Source organism: Streptosporangium sp. NPDC002524, from assembly GCF_040295985.1.
Classification (GTDB): Bacteria; Actinomycetota; Actinomycetes; order Streptosporangiales; family Streptosporangiaceae; genus Streptosporangium.
Window position 1 is genome coordinate 198,045 of the sequence record NZ_JBEOWK010000009.1, and the last position, 16,022, is coordinate 214,066.

General features: G+C 71.8%; 12 protein-coding genes. 2 read left to right on the forward strand and 10 right to left on the reverse strand.

What is annotated here, in order from left to right; genetic code table 11:
- Positions 1–165 precede the first annotated feature (165 nt).
- Positions 166–1,470, reverse strand: a complete 1,305-nt coding sequence (locus tag ABT053_RS18015; RefSeq protein WP_350970175.1) for an aminotransferase class V-fold PLP-dependent enzyme — start codon at positions 1,468–1,470, stop codon at positions 166–168.
- Between the two features lie 138 nt (positions 1,471–1,608).
- Entirely contained in the window at positions 1,609–2,937 is a 1,329-nt protein-coding gene (locus ABT053_RS18020; protein WP_350970176.1) for a PP2C family protein-serine/threonine phosphatase, read from the reverse strand.
- A gap of 372 nt (positions 2,938–3,309) precedes the next feature.
- On the opposite strand from ABT053_RS18020, the gene ABT053_RS18025 reads away from it, so the two are divergent.
- Positions 3,310–3,885, forward strand: coding sequence for a DinB family protein (locus ABT053_RS18025; RefSeq protein ID WP_350970178.1), 576 nt, complete (start codon positions 3,310–3,312; stop codon positions 3,883–3,885).
- A gap of 347 nt (positions 3,886–4,232) precedes the next feature.
- Here ABT053_RS18025 and ABT053_RS18030 read toward each other — a convergent pair whose 3' ends face one another.
- Both ABT053_RS18030 and ABT053_RS18035 read right to left on the reverse strand, forming a co-directional pair.
- On the reverse strand, positions 4,233–5,321 hold the full coding sequence (locus ABT053_RS18030) for an ice-binding family protein (protein ID WP_350970179.1): 1,089 nt from the start codon (positions 5,319–5,321) through the stop codon (positions 4,233–4,235).
- 364 nt (positions 5,322–5,685) lie between these two features.
- On the reverse strand, positions 5,686–6,402 hold the full coding sequence (locus ABT053_RS18035) for a polyprenol monophosphomannose synthase (RefSeq protein ID WP_350970180.1): 717 nt from the start codon (positions 6,400–6,402) through the stop codon (positions 5,686–5,688).
- Between the two features lie 430 nt (positions 6,403–6,832).
- Between ABT053_RS18035 and ABT053_RS18040 the strand changes: the two genes are divergently transcribed.
- Positions 6,833–7,945 carry a hypothetical protein gene (locus ABT053_RS18040; protein ID WP_350970181.1) on the forward strand — a complete coding sequence of 371 codons (1,113 nt, stop codon included), beginning with the start codon at positions 6,833–6,835 and terminating at the stop codon, positions 7,943–7,945.
- A gap of 320 nt (positions 7,946–8,265) precedes the next feature.
- Here the strand turns inward: ABT053_RS18040 and ABT053_RS18045 are convergent, their stop codons facing one another.
- The 6 genes from ABT053_RS18045 to ABT053_RS18070 form a co-directional block, all read right to left on the reverse strand.
- Complete coding sequence (locus ABT053_RS18045) at positions 8,266–9,762, reverse strand: aldehyde dehydrogenase family protein (protein WP_350970182.1); 1,497 nt, start codon at positions 9,760–9,762, stop codon at positions 8,266–8,268.
- 270 nt (positions 9,763–10,032) lie between these two features.
- Positions 10,033–10,521 (reverse strand): GlcG/HbpS family heme-binding protein, encoded by a 489-nt coding sequence (locus tag ABT053_RS18050; RefSeq protein WP_350970183.1) that lies wholly within the window; start codon positions 10,519–10,521, stop codon positions 10,033–10,035.
- 146 nt (positions 10,522–10,667) lie between these two features.
- Positions 10,668–11,111 (reverse strand): OsmC family peroxiredoxin, encoded by a 444-nt coding sequence (locus tag ABT053_RS18055; RefSeq protein ID WP_350970184.1) that lies wholly within the window; start codon positions 11,109–11,111, stop codon positions 10,668–10,670.
- On the reverse strand, positions 11,069–11,701 hold the full coding sequence (locus tag ABT053_RS18060) for a glycerol dehydratase reactivase beta/small subunit family protein (RefSeq protein WP_350970185.1): 633 nt from the start codon (positions 11,699–11,701) through the stop codon (positions 11,069–11,071). The genes ABT053_RS18055 and ABT053_RS18060 overlap by 43 nt, the downstream gene beginning before the upstream one ends.
- On the reverse strand, positions 11,698–13,545 hold the full coding sequence (locus tag ABT053_RS18065; protein ID WP_350970186.1) for a diol dehydratase reactivase subunit alpha: 1,848 nt from the start codon (positions 13,543–13,545) through the stop codon (positions 11,698–11,700). The genes ABT053_RS18060 and ABT053_RS18065 overlap by 4 nt, the downstream gene beginning before the upstream one ends.
- A 117-nt stretch (positions 13,546–13,662) precedes the next feature.
- Positions 13,663–15,927 (reverse strand): propanediol/glycerol family dehydratase large subunit, encoded by a 2,265-nt coding sequence (locus tag ABT053_RS18070; protein WP_350970188.1) that lies wholly within the window; start codon positions 15,925–15,927, stop codon positions 13,663–13,665.
- Positions 15,928–16,022 lie beyond the last annotated feature (95 nt).

The following is a 16,022-nucleotide window of genomic DNA, read 5'->3' on the forward strand; positions in this document are numbered from 1 at the left end:
CGCGACCGAGGACCGCGCACGGGCGGGTCCGAGCAGGTGGCGGACCCGCCGTCCGAGACGTCCACGATCGCGGAAAGGTACCGCGGAAGATGCCCCGAAAGGTGCCGTGAACCGGTGGGCACCGGCCTTCCCCGCTCGTGACACGGCTCCGGCCGGGGCCCGCGTTCAGCGGCCCGTCCGCGACGCCAGCTCGCGTACGGCCACGGCGAGCAGGTCGACCTGGTCCCGGGAGGTGAACAGCGCCGGTGTCACCCGGACGCAGTCGCCGCGCGCCGGCCCGCCTCGGCGCACCGTGAAGATCCGGTGCCGGTCCATCAGGTCCTTGGCGATCGCGACGTTGTCGGCCTCCGACGTGCGGCCGGTGATCCGGAACGCGGTCATCGCCCCGTACATCGCGGGATCCTCGGGGGTGAGGATCTCCAGGTTGGGCAGGTCGATCACCTGGTGCACCCAGCGGTCGCGCAGGAAGCGCAGCCGCGCCTGCTTGACCGCGGCGCCCAGGGTGTCGTGGAAGTCCAGGGCGGTGCCCACGGTGAGGATCGGGGCGACGTCCATGGTGCCGGAGTGGACCCGCGAGCGGATGTCATGGCGAGAGTAGGTCTCGTCGGCGAAGGCGGGATCGATGTCGGCCAGGCGGTCCTTGCGGATGTGGAGGAAGCCCGACCCCAGCGGCGCCCCCATCCACTTGTGCAGGGAGAACACGGCGAAGTCCGCCGCGAGGTCGCCGAGGGTGAAGTCGAGCTGCCCCCAGGAGTGGGCCGCGTCGACGATCACGTCGACGCCGTGGTCGCGGGCCATCGTGACGATCTCCGCCACCGGCAGGACGAGCCCGGTGCGGTTGTTCATGTGGCTGAGCAGCAGCAGCTTGACCCGCGGACGGTCGCGGAGCGCGCGGGCGTAGGCGTCCAGTGCGGCCTGGCGGGTCGCCGGCTCGGGGACGACCATCCGCTCGACGCTCACCCCGCGCCGGTCGCGCAGCCAGTTCATCGCGTACCGCGCGCTGTGGTAGTCGAGGTCGGCGTACATCACCGCGTCGCCCGGCCGCAGCCGGTTGTAGCCGCCGATCAGGTTCTGCAGGGCCTCGGTGCCGCCACGGGTCAGGGCGATCTCCTCGTGGGAGACGCCCAGGACGGCCGCGACGCGCTTCCTGACCTGGTCGGCCCGGCCGGCGTAGGAGGTGCGCAGCAGGTGGGAGTTCAGCTCGTTCAGCCGGTCCACGTTGCGGTGGTACGCCTGGCGCACCGGCTCGGGCATGATCCCGTAGTAGCCGTTCTCCAGGTTGACGAAGTCCGGGCTGACCCGGTACTGCCGCGCGACGGTGCCCCAGAAACCCTCGTCCCGGGCCAGCCGGTCGGCGGGGACACCGACCGGAACGGTCAGCGGGGTGGGAGGCGGCTGCGGTGACCTCCCCGCGAAGGAGGCGGCGAACGCGCCGAGCCCGGCCACCACGTGACGCCTGGATATGGTCATCGATCCCCCCGCGGACGGCCCGGTCCCCCCGCGGGCCGGGCCACGGCGGTTACCGCGACCGCGTCTCACCACCGGCTTCCAGTGTGCGGCCCCCCGGCCCCCCGCCCCGGCATCCTCGACGCGCGGGCGTGGCGCGGCCTACCTCGGCCGCGGGGGTACGCGCAGGGCGAGCAGGGCCGTGTCGTCGCTCGCCTCGTCGCCGGTGTGGGCCAGGACCGCGTCCCTGACCCGGGTGATGACCTGCTGGGCGCTCAGGTCCGCGCAACCGGCCAGCAGCCGGGCCAGGGCCTCCTCGCCGAAGAAGTCGACGCCGCCCTTCTGGCGCGCCTCGGTGACGCCGTCGGTGTAGAAGAGCAGGACGTCGCCGGGGTCCAGTTCGAAGCGCACGTTGTGCAGGTCGACGTCGTCGAATATGCCCAGCGCGGCCCCGGCGCCGAACAGCTCGTGCACGGTGCCGTCCGCGCGGCGCAGCAGGGCCGGCGGGTGCCCGGCGGTGCACAGCAGGCCGACGAACCTGTCGCCCTCGGGGCGGAAGATCGCGCTGACGACCGTCAGGAAGCGGCCCACCGACACCTGCTGGGCGCGAAGGGCGTCGTTGAGCTGGTCCAGCACCCGGCTGGGCGACAGGTGCCTGGGCGCGTCGGCGCGCAGGGTGTAGCGGGCCAGCGCGGTGACCGTCGCCGCCTCCACCCCCTTGCCGCACACGTCCCCCAGCACCACGCACCAGCGCGAGCCGCTGACGGGGAACAGGTCGTAGAAGTCGCCCGTCACCTCCGCCCCGCCACTCGCCGACAGGTACAGGGCCGCGGTCTCGAGGCCGGGCACCTGGGCGAGGACGGGCGGCAGCAGGCTTCGCTGCAGCGTGCGCGCCAGCTCGGTGGAGGCGAGGAAGGAGCTCTCCAGCTCGCGTACCTGCCGCTCGGCGGTGACCAGCGCGTGCCGCAGCCGGATCTCGGCGGTCACCGCCCTGGCCAGGGTGTCCAGGGTCTTGACCTGGCGCTCGCTCCAGTCGCGGGAGCGGGAGTCGACGACGCACAACCCGCCCAGCACCTCACCGCCGGGACCGTGGATGGGATAGCCCGCCCAGGCGCCGATGCCCAGCTTGTCCACCGCGGCCAGGTCCCGCATCCGCGGGTCGGCCACCGCGTCGGAGACGATCAGCGGCCGGCCGGTGGCGATGAGGATGTGGCAGGGGCTCTCCTCCACCGCGTTCTGGCGCTCGCCGGCGCTCAGCGCTCCCATGCCGATGGCGCTGAGCCAGAACGAGCGCCGGTCGTCGACCAGGGTGACGAAGGCCCGCTCGACCCCGGCGGAGGTCGCCGCCAGCTCGGTCAGGTCGTCGAAGACCTGCTCCGGCTCACCGTCCAGCAACCGCGTGGCGAGCACCGCCGCCACCCGCGCCTCGTCGAACACCTCGGCTGGCAGGTCGGCGATCGTCTTGAGACGGCGTCCCCTCGGTGCGGGCACGACGCCCTCCTCAGGCACCCCGCACATCCGCGGCGCGGGCGATCGTTCCCGTCACCGGTGACAGGGCTTCCCCGTGTGCTCGTCCCCGCATCCGATCCTCCTGACGAACCGACGATCCCCACCGGCCGCGATCGCGCGTGGGGCGACCCACCACGGACGGGGACGGGGAGAGGGACACGGACGGGGACAGGGTCCGCTCCCCTCGCCGGGCACGTACCCGGATCGGATGGCGCCACCATACCCGACGATCGCGCCGTCCCGGCCGGCCCCCGCCCGACCTGCGCCGGCCCGCGCGCCGCCCGGCCCGCGCCCGGCCTTTCCCGCGGTGAAAACCGGTGGCGGGGCGGCCGGGGGCGGTGCCAGGGTTCCCGGGTGACCGTACCTCGCGTTGATCTGCTGATCCGGCAACTCGACATCGCATGGGCGCTGTTCGAGCACCACCTGAAGGACCTCGACGACCCGGCCTGCCTCTGGGAGCCCGCGGCGGGCTGCTGGACCGTCCGGCCGGACGGCCGGGGCCGCTGGGTGGCCGACTGGGAGGTGCCGGAGCCCGATCCCGCGCCGGTCGTCTCGATCGGGTGGCTGACCTGGCACATCGGCTTCTGGTGGACGACCACCCTCGGGCACTGCTTCGGGCCGGGGGCGCCCGCGCGCGAGGAGATCACCTGGCCGGGCGGCGCCGCGGCCGCGGCCGGCTGGCTGCGCGGGCTGAGGGACGACTGGCGGGCGGCCCTGCTGCCGCTCACCGACGCCGACCTCGACTCCACCGAGAGGACCGCCGGGCTGCCGTGGGGGCAGGAGCAGAGGCTGGTGGACATAGCGGGCTGGGTCACCGTCGAGCTGACCAAGAACGTCTCCGAGATCGGCCTCGTCCGCCACCTTCACGAGGCGCGGAGGCGCGAACCCGCCGATCGGCCGGGTGAGGCCCTGGTCGATCCCCGGGGGTGAGCACGCGGCCCGGCACTCCTCGGGCGTGAGCACGCAACCCGACGCTCCTCGGGCGTGAGTGCGCGGCCCGATGCTCCTCGGGCATGAGCACGCAACCCGATGCTCCTCGGGCGTGAGTGCCCGGTCCGACGCTCCTCAGGCGTGAGTGCCCGGTCCGACGCTCCTCGGGCGTGAGCACGCAACCCGACGCTCCTCGGGCGTGAGTGCCCGGTCCGACGCTCCTCGGGCGTGAGCACGCGGCCCGGCGCTCCTCGCCGGGTCCTGGAGAGGGGGTCGCCGCCGGCCGGTGTGCGACCGGCGGCGCCGGTCGCCCGGCTACGTGCTCATGTGCCTGCGCGCCTATGTGCCTACGCGCTCCTGCCAAGCACGATCTGGGTACGGACCCTCTCCCCGGGTGCCGGTTCGCCGGTCTCCGAGTTGACCCGCACCGTGACCAGGCCCACCGTGGTCGTCGGCGTGCACGGGCAGCCGAGGCCGACGCGCTGGATCAGCACGGGCGAGGTGCTCGGGTCGAGCTGGGCCGTACCCGGGTAGTAGGCGACGATGCGGTACACCCCCGTGGGAAGGGTCGAGGTCGTCAGGGAGGCGACACCGTTCACGAGCTGGGCCGTCCCCAGGGTCATCCCGTCGGTGACGAAGGTGACGCTGCCCATGGGGATGCTCCCGTCCGACGCCGTCACCGTCGCGGTGAAGGTGATCGGGGCGCTGTCGCTCCCCCCGGCGCACGTCGAGGTCAGCCCGGTCGTGGTGGTCGCGACCCCGCACACCGGGGGCGCGGGCGCGGCGACCGCGTTGGTGTCGAAGCGGACCGCCCCGTGGGTGGTGGCCAGCAGGCGGCCGTTCACGCTCGCGCCGTTGAACAGCTCGATGGTGTCGATCGCCAGGACGTTACCGGCGAAGGCCGAACCGGCTCCCAGGTTGACCAGCCCGCCGACCTGCCAGAAGACGTTGCGCGCCGCGGCGCCGTTGACGAGGGTCACCGTACTGGCGGGTGAGGTGTCGAGCGTGTCGGACTGGAGGATGAAGACCGCGTTGGGGTCGCCGAGCCCGTCGAGCGTCAGGTTCCCGGTCACCACGAAGGCGCCGGTCGTGGAGTCGTAGACCCCGGGCGTCAGGGTGGTCCCGCCGAGCTGCGGCGCCACGGTGGCGTCGGGGGTCCGTCCGGCGGCGTCGTTGTAGGCGGTGGTCGCGTCGGTCTGCGCCTGCTGGGCGACGGCGTCGGTCAGGTGGACGGTGCCGGTGATGACGCCGGGCGGGAAGCCGCCGAACGCCGCGCCCGGCCACTCACCGACGTCCCCGGTGATCACTGTGGCGCCGACGTTGCCGATGGCGTCCCAGGCCAGGGCGGTGAAGTTCGCGGCGGTGCCCAGCGGCACCGGCGCCGCCGCGTTCGCGGCACGGGGTACGGCGACGGCCCCCATCGTGATCAGTGTCACGAGGATCCCGGTCAGCCCCGAACGGGCCATCTTCCGCGCCGTCCCGCGAGATCGATTGGCATATATCATAATATTGATCTTTTCTTTGAGTATTGTGCCACCCAGACGCATTGAGATGATGCGTCACACCTTCCGACATTACCGATCAGCAGTACAACACCCGTCGCATGACATACCGGCAGATCCCAGTGAAGCAAATTTATCAATCGCAAATAACCATCAAGCAGATATAGCTTGACGTTTATCGATAAAGGCGACATTTAGCGCCTTTGCCGGTCCAGGTCGGCCCGGCGGGGCGCTCTTCGTTCCCACGGCGGGGGACCCGGCGCCGGGCGCGCGGAAACCGGTGCGCCGCGCGGGCCCCTCAACGCTTGAAGATCAACCGCCACGGCATCAGGGCCGACTCCAGCTGCACCCGGAGGCTCATCTTCGAACTGCCCGCCCGGCGGTCGGAGAAATGGATCGGGATCTCGGCGATCGTCATCCCCGCCCTGATCGCCCGATAGTGCATCTCCACCTGGAAGCTGTAGCCCCCCGAGGAGATCGCGCCGAGGTCCAGGGCGGCGAGGCTCTCCGCCCGCCAGATCTTGAACCCGGCGGTCACGTCCCGCAACCCGACGCGCAGGATGGTACGGACGTAGATGTTCGCCCACCTCGACAGGGCCCGCCGCCGCAGGCCCCACTCGGCGGCCAGCGTCCCGCCCGGCACGTACCGGCTGCCGATCACGCACGCCGCCCCCGTCGCCAGCGCGGTGTCGAGCAGGCGCGGCACGGCGTCGACGGGGTGCGAGAAGTCGGCGTCCATCTGCACCACGAAGTCCGTACCGGCCGAGAGCGCGGTCTCCATGCCGTCGACGTAGGCGCGCCCGAGCCCCTCCCTCAGCCGCCGGTGCACCACGCCGACCCGGCCGGGATGCGCGGCGGCCAGCCCGTCGGCCACCTTCCCGGTGCCGTCGGGGGAGCCGTCGTCGACGACCAGGACGCGCAGGTCGTCCAGCGGCAACGCGAGCAGCGCCTCCGCGAGCGGCGGAAGGTTGTCCACCTCGTTGAACGTCGGGATCACGACGGTGACGGTGGCCATGTTCGGGGTCAGGGCCTTCCGGGCTCGATGGTCGGATGTCCTCGCCGCGGAACGGCGCGGCGTTCCCGTCCGGTGGTCTCGGACACCGGAAGGGGTGGTCTCGGGCACCGGAGGCCGCGAAGATCACTCCATGCTAGCGGCCGACGGGCCGGCCGCGCCGGTCACCTCGGAGATGGGGCCACCGGCACGGTACGGCGCACCGCCGGCTGCGTGGAGGGAAAAATCCGTTGCGCGACTATCAGGGTGACGTATCCTAAAGAATCGTCCATTAGTCATGGAACCGGGCAGTGACCGATATCGCAAGGACATTATGCGGGCACAATCCGTATCGGCCGATCGATCCCTGGAAATCAGCTGCGACGAGTCCGGCTCGGAGGGCGAGAAACTCATCGGGGGAAACACCGACGTTTTCACCCACGCCAGCCTGTGGATGGACGTCGAATCGGCGGCGAGCTGCATTCAGGGAATACGGGACAGGGCCCCCTCCCCGGCGGTGGAGTACAAGGCGAACGTCCTGCTTCGCGAGAAGAACAGGCCCGCCCTCACCTGGCTGCTCGGGCCGTCGGGGCCGATCCACGGGAAAGCCCACGTGCACCTGACCGACAAGACGTTCCTCGTCGTCGGCAGGCTCGCTGGGCTGCTCACCGGGGAGACCGGCCACACCCCGGACACGGGCCTGCGACGGGACCGCCGGCAGGACCGGCAGGCCGACGCCATGGCCGCCACCCTGTACCGCGAGGGCCGGCGCACGTTCGGGCACGAACGCTGGCAGGCCTTCCTGGAGTCGTCCAACGACCTGCTACGCACCGGAAACGGCCGAAACCCGGGCAACGGCCAGGGAGCGGGAAACGACCGGAGCGCCGGGAACGGCCAGGGGACGGAGAACGGCCGGGCCACGGGGAACGGCCAGGCGGCAGGGAACGACCGGGGGGCGGGAAACGGCCGGAGTCCGGAGATCGGCCGAGGGGCGGGGAACGGCCGGAGCGCGGAGACGGTCGCCGAGGCGTTCTTCGGCGTGGTCGGCGACCTGCGCCTCGCCGGTGCGGGGAGCGAGGCCGGTGAGATCATGGAACTGCTCTGGCGGGCCAGACCTCGGGTGCACTCCTTCCTGACGCGGCTTCTCGACGACCCGAGAGGGGTTCCGTCGCTGGACCCCCTGATCCCGGCCATCGTCCGGGCCGTCGCCTACTGGGGTGAGGGCACGAGGCCCGTCTCGATCGTCCACGACCGGCAGACCACGCTGACGGAGGAACGCGTCGCGCGGATCAGGGAGATGCTGGGCGAGCCACGGCCCGACGGGCTCCCCTGGTCGCCGACGGCCCGGCTGACCGGCCTGAGGTTCGTCGCCTCGTACGCGGACGCGCGGATCCAGGTCGCCGACCTCCTCGCCGGGGCGGCGAGGAAGATAGCGTCGGACGAGCTCAACGGCCGGGGCGACGCGGAGCTCACCGCCCTGCTGCGCCCGTACGTGGACGCGTCCTCGATCTGGGGGGACGACCGGAGCTGGTCCCTGCTGGAGCCCGCGTCCGGCACCCGGTCATGAGGTCTCCGCAACCGGAGGCCAACGCGACCGACGCGGACGGCTCCCGGTCCGGGACTTCCACGACCACCACGGACGACTCGCAGTCCGAGACCTCCACGACCACCGTGGACGACTCCCGGTCCGGAGCCTTCGCGACCACTTCACTCCGGACGGCTCCCGCTCCGAAGCCCCCGCAACCACTGTCGCGGACGGACGGCCCGGAAAAGGGTCGGGTCGTCTCGCTGAGGCGCGGGACCGGTCCCCCCTGGCAAAAGACCGGACCCGTGCTCGCCCACCTGTTGTCGTACGGTGGGCGGGCACGGGTCCGGTGTGTGGTGCGATCAGGTCTGCAACTGGGTGCAGACGGACTTCACCTCGGTGTAGGCGTCGAGGGCCTGGTGGCCCATCTCACGGCCCCAGCCCGACTGCTTGTAGCCGCCGAAGGGCAGGGCCGCGTCGAAGACGTTGTAGCAGTTGATCCAGACGGTGCCCGCGCGGATCTTGCTTGCGAGGGCGTGCGCCTTGGAGATGTCGCGGGTCCAGATGCCGGCCCCCAGCCCGTAGTCGGTGGCGTTGGCCTCCGCGGCGATCTCGTCGAGGTCGGAGAACGGTGAGGCGACCACCACCGGCCCGAAGATCTCCTCGCGGACGACCTTCATCTCCGGGCGTACGTCGGTGAGCACGGTGGGCTGGACGAAGTAGCCCCGCTCCCCGTGCCGGTTACCGCCGGCCAGCGTCTGGACGCCCTCCTCGCGCCCCGAGTCCAGGTAGCCGGTCACCCGGCGCAGCTGCTCGTCGGAGACCAGGGGCCCCATCTGCGTGTCGGGCTCCATGCCCGGACCGAGCCTGATGCCCCGGGCGATCTCCGCGACACCCTCCACCACCTGGTCGAACCGGTCGCGCTGGACGAACAGCCGGGATCCGGCCACGCAGCACTGCCCGTGGTTGAAGAAGATGGCGTTCGCCGCGCCCTGGATGGCGATGTCGGGGTCGGCGTCGTCGAAGACGATGTTGGGACTCTTGCCGCCGAGCTCCAGGGTGACCTTCTTCAGGTTGCCCGCCGCGGCGTGCACGATCAGCTTGCCGACCTCGGTGGAGCCGGTGAAGGCGATCTTGTCCACGCCGTCGTGCGCGGCGAGCGCCGCACCGGCGGTCTCGCCGTACCCGGGCAGGACGTTGACCACGCCGTCGGGCATCCCGGCCTCGGCGATCAGCTCCGCCAGCCTCAGGGCGGACAGCGGTGTCTGCTCGGCGGGCTTGAGGATGACGACGTTCCCGGTCGCCAGCGCGGGCCCGAGCTTCCAGGCCGCCATCAGCAGCGGGAAGTTCCACGGGATGATCTGGCCGACCACGCCAACCGGCTCGCGCAGGGTGTAGGCGTGGAACGCGGCGCCGGGCATGTACGGCACCGACAGCGCGATCGTGTTGCCCTCGATCTTGGTCGCCCAGCCCGCCATGTAGTGGAACAGGTCGGCCGCGAGCGGGACGTCCGCGGCCCGTGCCACGGCCACCGGCTTGCCGTTGTCCAGCGATTCGAGCTGGGCCAGCTCCTCGACGTGCTCCAGGATCAGGTCACCGATCTTCCAGATGATCCGCCCTCGCTCGGAGGCGGTCATCCGTGACCAGGGTCCGTGTTCGAAGGCCTTGCGAGCGGCGCGCACCGCCCGCTCGACGTCCTCTGCGTCGGCCTCGGCGACGTTCGCCAGGGTCTGTCCGGTAGCGGGGTTGGGGGTCGCGAAAGTCCTGCCGGACGCCGCGTCCACCCACTGTCCGTCGATGAACAACTTGTGGGGGGTGGTGATGAAGTCCTCGACGCTCTTTTCCAGGGTCACCGTCATCAGCGTCGGCTCCCTTCCTGTTCAGAGACGCTGTGCCGGACCGCGCGTCCGCCCGCACCGCGAAACCGTCCGGGGTGCGTGAACGCTCGGCCCGATGAACAATTCCTCTCAATCAGACTACGGACGAAGTGAGAGCACAAGGACCCTCCGTCTCCGCCCGGACTCGGCCGCCTCCTCTCGGTCGTCGTAATCGCCTCGGTCGCCGCGGCCACCTCGGCCGCGTGGAGCCACCCGTGCCGTCGTCGCCCTCGGGTCGCCCCCGCCTCTATCTCATGGCCCCTCCTCCACCTCGCGACGAACCGCCCGGTCGGCCCTCGGCGCGGGCGATCCCCGTACGGCGGGTCCCGAAGACGCGGCGAAGGCGTCCACCCCCGCCTGGGCGACCGTGATGTCCTGTTCCACGCTCCCCGCGCTCACCCCGATCGCGCCGACGACCGCGCCGCCCGCCCCGGCCAGCGGGATGCCGCCACCGAAGATCACCAGACCCTCGTTGGTCACCTCGATGCCGCGAAGGGAGCCGCCGGGCGCGGCGGCCTTCCCCAGCTGCTCGGTGGTCATCGCCATCAGCACGGCGGTACGGGCCTTGCGCGTGGCGATGTCGACACCGGCGAGGATCGCGCCGTCCTGGCGCGCGAACGCCAGCAGGTGCCCGCCGCCGTCGACCACGGCGATGTTCATGGGCAGGCCGAGCTCGTCCGCCTTCTCCAGCGCGGCGTCCAGCACGTGACGGGCACCGGCGAGGCCGAGTCGTACGGACATGTGAGTCTCCCTTCCCTGGCCGGCGAGTCTCCGGCCGGCACCTCTCCGGGTGGAGACTCTCCGGCCGGCGAGTCCCCGGCCGGATGACCCGTGACCGGCGAATCCGTCACCGGCGAGTTCCCGTACGGCCAGGCTGCGATGTTCTCCTAGGTGGACACCTGTTCCAGCTCGGCGTCCAGGGTGATCTCCGTGCCACCGAGGGCCACGGAGACGGGACAGGTCTCCTTCGCCCTCTCCGCCGCCCGGCGGAAGTCCTCCGGGTCGGCGCCCGGGACGGCGGCCCGTACGACCACCCGGATCTCGGTGATCAGGTAGGCCTCACCTCTCAGGTTCTGGGACACCGTCACCGTGGTGTCGATCCGTTCCGGGGGCGTTCCGGCCGCGGTGAGCAGTGCCGACAGCTGCATGCTGTAGCAGGCGGAGTGCGCCGCGGCGACCAGCTCCTCCGGGCTGGTCTGGCCGTTCGCCGCACCCGCCCGGGTCGGCAGCGAGAACGTGAACCCGCCCGCTCCCGAGGAGACGAGCGTGACCGTTCCCGATCCGGTGGTCAGGTCACCGGTCCATCGTGTCGTGGCGATGCGATCAGGCATGCCGGGGGTCCTCCCTCTGCTCGGACTTCCTGCTCGGACTTCCTGCTCGGACTTCCTACTTGGACTTCTTGCTCGGACTTCTTGAAGGGGACGCCGACGACCAGCCGGGCCGCGTTGTGTCCCATGACGCGGGCATCCGAGGCGGTGCCCGCCACCGCGGGCGCGTCCGGCGGGAGTTTGGCGTGGTGCACGCAGATGTTCCCCGCGGCGTCCACGCCCACCCCGACATCGAGACTGGACGCCTGGGCCGCCGCGAAGGCCAGCTCCCGCGCCTCGCCCCCCGCCTCACCACCCGCCCCGCTTCCGACATGGCCGTCCTCGGCACCGACGCGTCCGTCCTCGGCGCGAACACGTCCGTCACCGACACCGACGCGTCCGTGCTCAACGCGAACACGTCCGTCCTCAGCACCGACGCGTCCGTCCTCGACATGTACACGTCCGTCACCGACGTCGGCGCGTCCGTCCTCGACGCGGTACGGCACGCCCTCCTCCTCCATGCCGGCCTCGATCTCGCGCAGGTGTTGCCTGTTTCCCGGGGCCGGATGGCAGAAGACCACCACGGCGGGCCGGTTCCGCTCCCCGTACGTCATCGGCCACCCACCACGGTCCCCGCCGCCCGTGCCGACGCGTGGCTGACGACCAGGCCGGTGGCCACCGCGTTGCGGGGGCCCTCGCGGCCCCGCACGTTGCCGGTCCCGCTGACGATCCCGAACTCCGCGAGCGCCTCCGCGATCATGTCGGGGATCTCGAAGTCCAGCGCGGAACCGCCGAGGACCACCACGAAGCCGAGCTGCCGGAGGTCGCCGCCCGGGGCCACCTGTTCGAGCGCGCGGAGCGCGTTGACCACGAAGACCCGGTGCTTGGCCGACCTGCGTACCCGGCGGATCCTCTCCACGCCGTGCCGGGTGGGGATCGGGTGCATCCCGTCGCCGGTGAGCGTGACGACGCGGGCGAAGGTGTCGGCGGGCAGGGGGCTGTCGAAGAAGCGGACGGTGCCGTCCTCCATCCGGACGTGGAAGAAGCTCTCCGCCTTCGCCAGCGGGAACTTCTTGATCTCCTCCGCGAGTTCCGGGTTCTCCAGCCCGAGTTCGGAGTCGATCAGGTTGGTGACCAGGTCGCCCGCGCCCGCCAGGTGCACCGAGCGCGTCTCGCCGTCGCCGGTGTCGACCGCCGCGTCGGTGGACCCGCCGCCGAGGTCGAGGATCGCCACCGGCCGACCGGCCCCCGGAGTGGTGAGCGCGCCCAGCAGCGCCATGTCGGCCTCGACCCCGCCGATCAGCACCTCGGTGCCGAGCGCCGCCCGCAGCCGGGCGGCGAGCAGCTCCATCGGCCCCCTGCTGGTCCGTACCATCGCGGCCAGCGCGACCGCGTTCTCCAGCGCGAACTCCCCCGCCAGACCGCCGGTGACCCGCTGCGGCACGAAGGTGTCCACGGCGAGCACGTCCTGGACGCGTACGGCGTCGGCGGGCGTCGCCGTCAGGTCGGACATGGTGTCGCGGACGCGGGCGAGCATCCCGCCGACGTTCGTGCCGGGCTCGCCGGCGGCGTCGGCGAGGGGGCGCACCCGCCGCAGCGTCGCCATGATCTCCTCGGCCCCGGCGTCCATCCCGACCGACCGCCTGACCTTCTCGCCCATCAGGGTGAGGGCACCGGCCGGGATCCTGCGGTCGGTGACGTCCCCGGCCGGGGTGCGCACCACGACGGCCGAGCGGTTGCCCACCAGCGCCCGCGCCACCGGCGCGATCATGCGGGTCTGCTCGGGGTCGAGCCCGAACACCGTGGCGATCCCGTAGGAGTTGGACAGGGTCCTGATCGTACGGCCGGGCTCGGCGACCTCGACGGCGGCCGGCATGCCCAGCGGCACCCTGTCCACCAGCGTGACCTCGTCGACCACCGGTACCGGCTCGCCCAGCCGGTTGGCGATCAGGGTGGCGTCGTCGGCGCGGACGACCACGCCGGTGACCCGGACCCCGCGCGCGACGGCCGCGTTGATCCCCTCGGCGGCGTCCTCGAAGTCGACGCCCGCGCCGACGACGCAGATCACCGCGCTCCCGGCGGCGCATCGCGGCAGCTCGGGGAAAGCCACGGTGGTGCCGGTCCCCAGCCCGACGCCGCCGGGCGTCTCCGGGTTGTGCCCGATCATCGTGGACTCGGTGATGATCGTCTCGGTGATGGTCTCCATCGCGAGTCCGCTGATCACCGGGGTCGCCTCGTTGACGAGTACCGCCCGGAGCCCGGCCGGATCGCACCCCGCCCCGGCGAGGGCGAGGCGTACGACCTCGACGACACCCGCGACGTTCTCCACGGTGCCCTTCACGCCCGACGTCCTGCCCAGCGCCGAGCAGAGGTAGTCGACCCGCCCGTCCTCGCCGACGCGCGTGGCGCACGCCTCCGTGGTCGAGTTGCCGATGTCCACCCCCACCACCAGGGACATGGTCCTCCCTCCGGCCGTTCCGCCCCGGTCTCCCGCTCCAGTCCTCCGCTCCGGCTTTCAGCTCCCGTCTCCCGATGCGGCCTTCCGCTCCCGCTTTCCGCTTCCGTTTCCTGTGGCTCAGCCGGTATCGGCCATCCGGATCAGCACGTCGAGTTCCACCGGGTCCGCGCCCTCCCGTACGAACTCGGTCTCCTTGATGTGCAGCAGCGCGGCCTTGGCCTGCCAGCGCGGGCGGGCCATGTAGTCGTTGCGCGAGGGCACGGGTTCGGGCGACTCGCCCTTGGCGTACCGGGCCGCGTTGCCGCCGATCCTGCGGAAGGTCTCCAGGTCCATCAGCGGCGCCTGGGGGAACAGCTCCAGGTTCGACAGGCGCAGCAGGTCCCTCTGATGGATCATGGTGGTCCCGCGCGAGAGGACGCCGACGCCGATCCCCGACCCGGACAGCACGGCCGCGCCGTGGGCGATGACCGCGAGGTCGGAGCTGCCGTAGAACCGGATGACGCGGGCGTGCACCCCCTGTTCCTCCACCCCCGCCAGCAGCTCGCGCAGCACCTCCGTGTGCGGGACGCCGACGATGGTCGTGGAGAAGAAGGCGCCGAAGGCCGGGGAGACGCCGATGACGACCTCGTCGGAGCGGCGTCCCGGCCGCGCCGCGCCCTTCTCCCCCAGGCGCATCGTGCGCGCGGTGGCCGCGACCTCCCCCTCCTCCGGGTCGCGGGCGCCGACGACGTGCCGCAGCCGCTTCATCTCCTCCCAGCGCGCGCCGTCCGGGCGGTATCCGCTGCCCGGTCCCGCGTAGTCGTTGGGGTCGTTGACGGCCGAGAGCGTCGTCAGCTCCGGGGTCAGGATCGCCGAGGTCTGCAGGAGGTCACCGGAGACCCGCTGCCTCAGCACGCCCAGCAGCGCCTCGGCCACGTCGGGGAAGCCACCGGCCTCCAGCCCCTTGACGATGTCGAGCCCGGTGACGCCCCGGTCCATCACCGAGCGCGCCGACTTCAGGTCCTCCAGTACGTCCCTCGGCGGCAGTTCCCTGCTGCCGTGGGAGTAGACGGCCGCCTCGACCTCCCCGTCGGTGATCGGCGCCAAGTCGAGGTGGGCGAAGACGCCCTGCAGCGCACGCGCGGCCCTGCGCCGGGCGGCGAGGATCTCCGGCTCGGGGACGTGCCGGAGGGCGCCGTCCACCTGCAGGTCGCGCTGGATGGTGTTCCAGTCGTCGTAGTCCTCGGGGTCCAGGTTGGAACCGGCGAACATGTTGTCGTAGTTCGGCACGGCGGAGTAGCCCGAGCAGACGAAGTCGGTGCCCGACAGCAGCTGCGGCATCAGCCGCGCGGTGCGGCGCATGTCGGAGTGCGAGAAGGACTGGTCGTTGCCGGAGGCGCACTCGAGGTCGACGGTGCCGGCGACGAGGTTCTCGGCCAGCACCGCGCGGATCCCCGCCGGTACCGCGCCGGGCACGCCGATGCAGCTGATCGAGCCGTTCTGCAGGCCCTGGACCCCGGCCCCCTTCGCGACCAGGACGCAGCGGATCTCCAGGTACAGCATCGACCTGCTCTCGGCGTGGCCCATCTGCACCTCGGAGCCGGTGCCGGAGGTGAACCGCATCTTGATCCCCCGGGAGGCGTAGGCGGAGGCGAGGAACGCCTTCGACCACGGGGTGTCGTCGCCGTCGCAGAAGACCTGCTCGGTGCCGTACACCGAGATCGTCTCCGCGTAGGCGGTGATGCCGCGCATGCCCAGTTCGAGCTCGGTGGCCTCCTCCAGCGCGCACTGCGTGAGCACGCCGGGTCTCCCCGCCTGCGCGCCGACCTGCAACGCGATGGCTACCAGCGGGGCGTACCGCACCACGCCGAGGGTGGTCTCCAGCTCGCGGAACCCGCGCAGCCCGCCCTCCGCGGCGTCCGCGGCCACCTGGACCGGGTTGTCCCGCGCGCTCGTGGAGTGTCCCTGGTTGGCCGGGGTGCGCCGTGCCCGCATCTTCTGCAGTGCCATCATCATCTCGACCACGTTCATGGTCTTGACGACTTCCAGCAGCTTCGCCGGGGTCAGGCCGGACGAGACCGCCAGCACCTCTCCGCGCGACACCTTCGAGTCCACCAGCATGTGCGCGATCTCGGCGGGTTCGAGGGCCATCGCCCGTTCGGCCGCCGAGGCGTCGATCGCGTGGTCGGCGATGAACTGGTCGAGGAAGTCGAAGTCCTTCCTCTCCTTGCCGTCCATCTCCACGATGATCCCGTTCTCCACGCGCACGCTCGGGCGCGGGTCGTACGGGCTGTCCATCGCGACCATGCCGACCTCGGGCCACTCCTCCACGAAGCCGTCGAGGTTGACCGGGCGGTCCTCCAGGATCTCCGTACGCCTGGAGCGCCGGGAAACGGGCGGCACCGGAAGGCCCGCCGCGCCTTCGGACCGCGGGGAAGTCTCGGACCGCGGGGAGCCCTTGGATTGCGAAGGGACCTCGGATCGCGGGGGCGTCTTGG

Bases quoted from the DNA above. Each gene is read 5' to 3' on its own strand.
- ABT053_RS18050 (WP_350970183.1), bottom strand. From the start codon at position 10,521: ATGTCCGTACGACTCGGCCTCGCCGGTGCCCGTCACGTGCTGGACGCC.
- ABT053_RS18055 (WP_350970184.1), bottom strand. From the start codon at position 11,111: ATGCCTGATCGCATCGCCACGACACGATGGACCGGTGACCTGACCACC.
- ABT053_RS18045 (WP_350970182.1), bottom strand. From the start codon at position 9,762: ATGACGGTGACCCTGGAAAAGAGCGTCGAGGACTTCATCACCACCCCC.
- ABT053_RS18065 (WP_350970186.1), bottom strand. From the start codon at position 13,545: ATGTCCCTGGTGGTGGGGGTGGACATCGGCAACTCGACCACGGAGGCG.
- ABT053_RS18040 (WP_350970181.1), top strand. From the start codon at position 6,833: ATGGACGTCGAATCGGCGGCGAGCTGCATTCAGGGAATACGGGACAGG.
- ABT053_RS18015 (WP_350970175.1), bottom strand. From the start codon at position 1,470: ATGACCATATCCAGGCGTCACGTGGTGGCCGGGCTCGGCGCGTTCGCC.
- ABT053_RS18060 (WP_350970185.1), bottom strand. From the start codon at position 11,701: ATGACGTACGGGGAGCGGAACCGGCCCGCCGTGGTGGTCTTCTGCCAT.
- ABT053_RS18035 (WP_350970180.1), bottom strand. From the start codon at position 6,402: ATGGCCACCGTCACCGTCGTGATCCCGACGTTCAACGAGGTGGACAAC.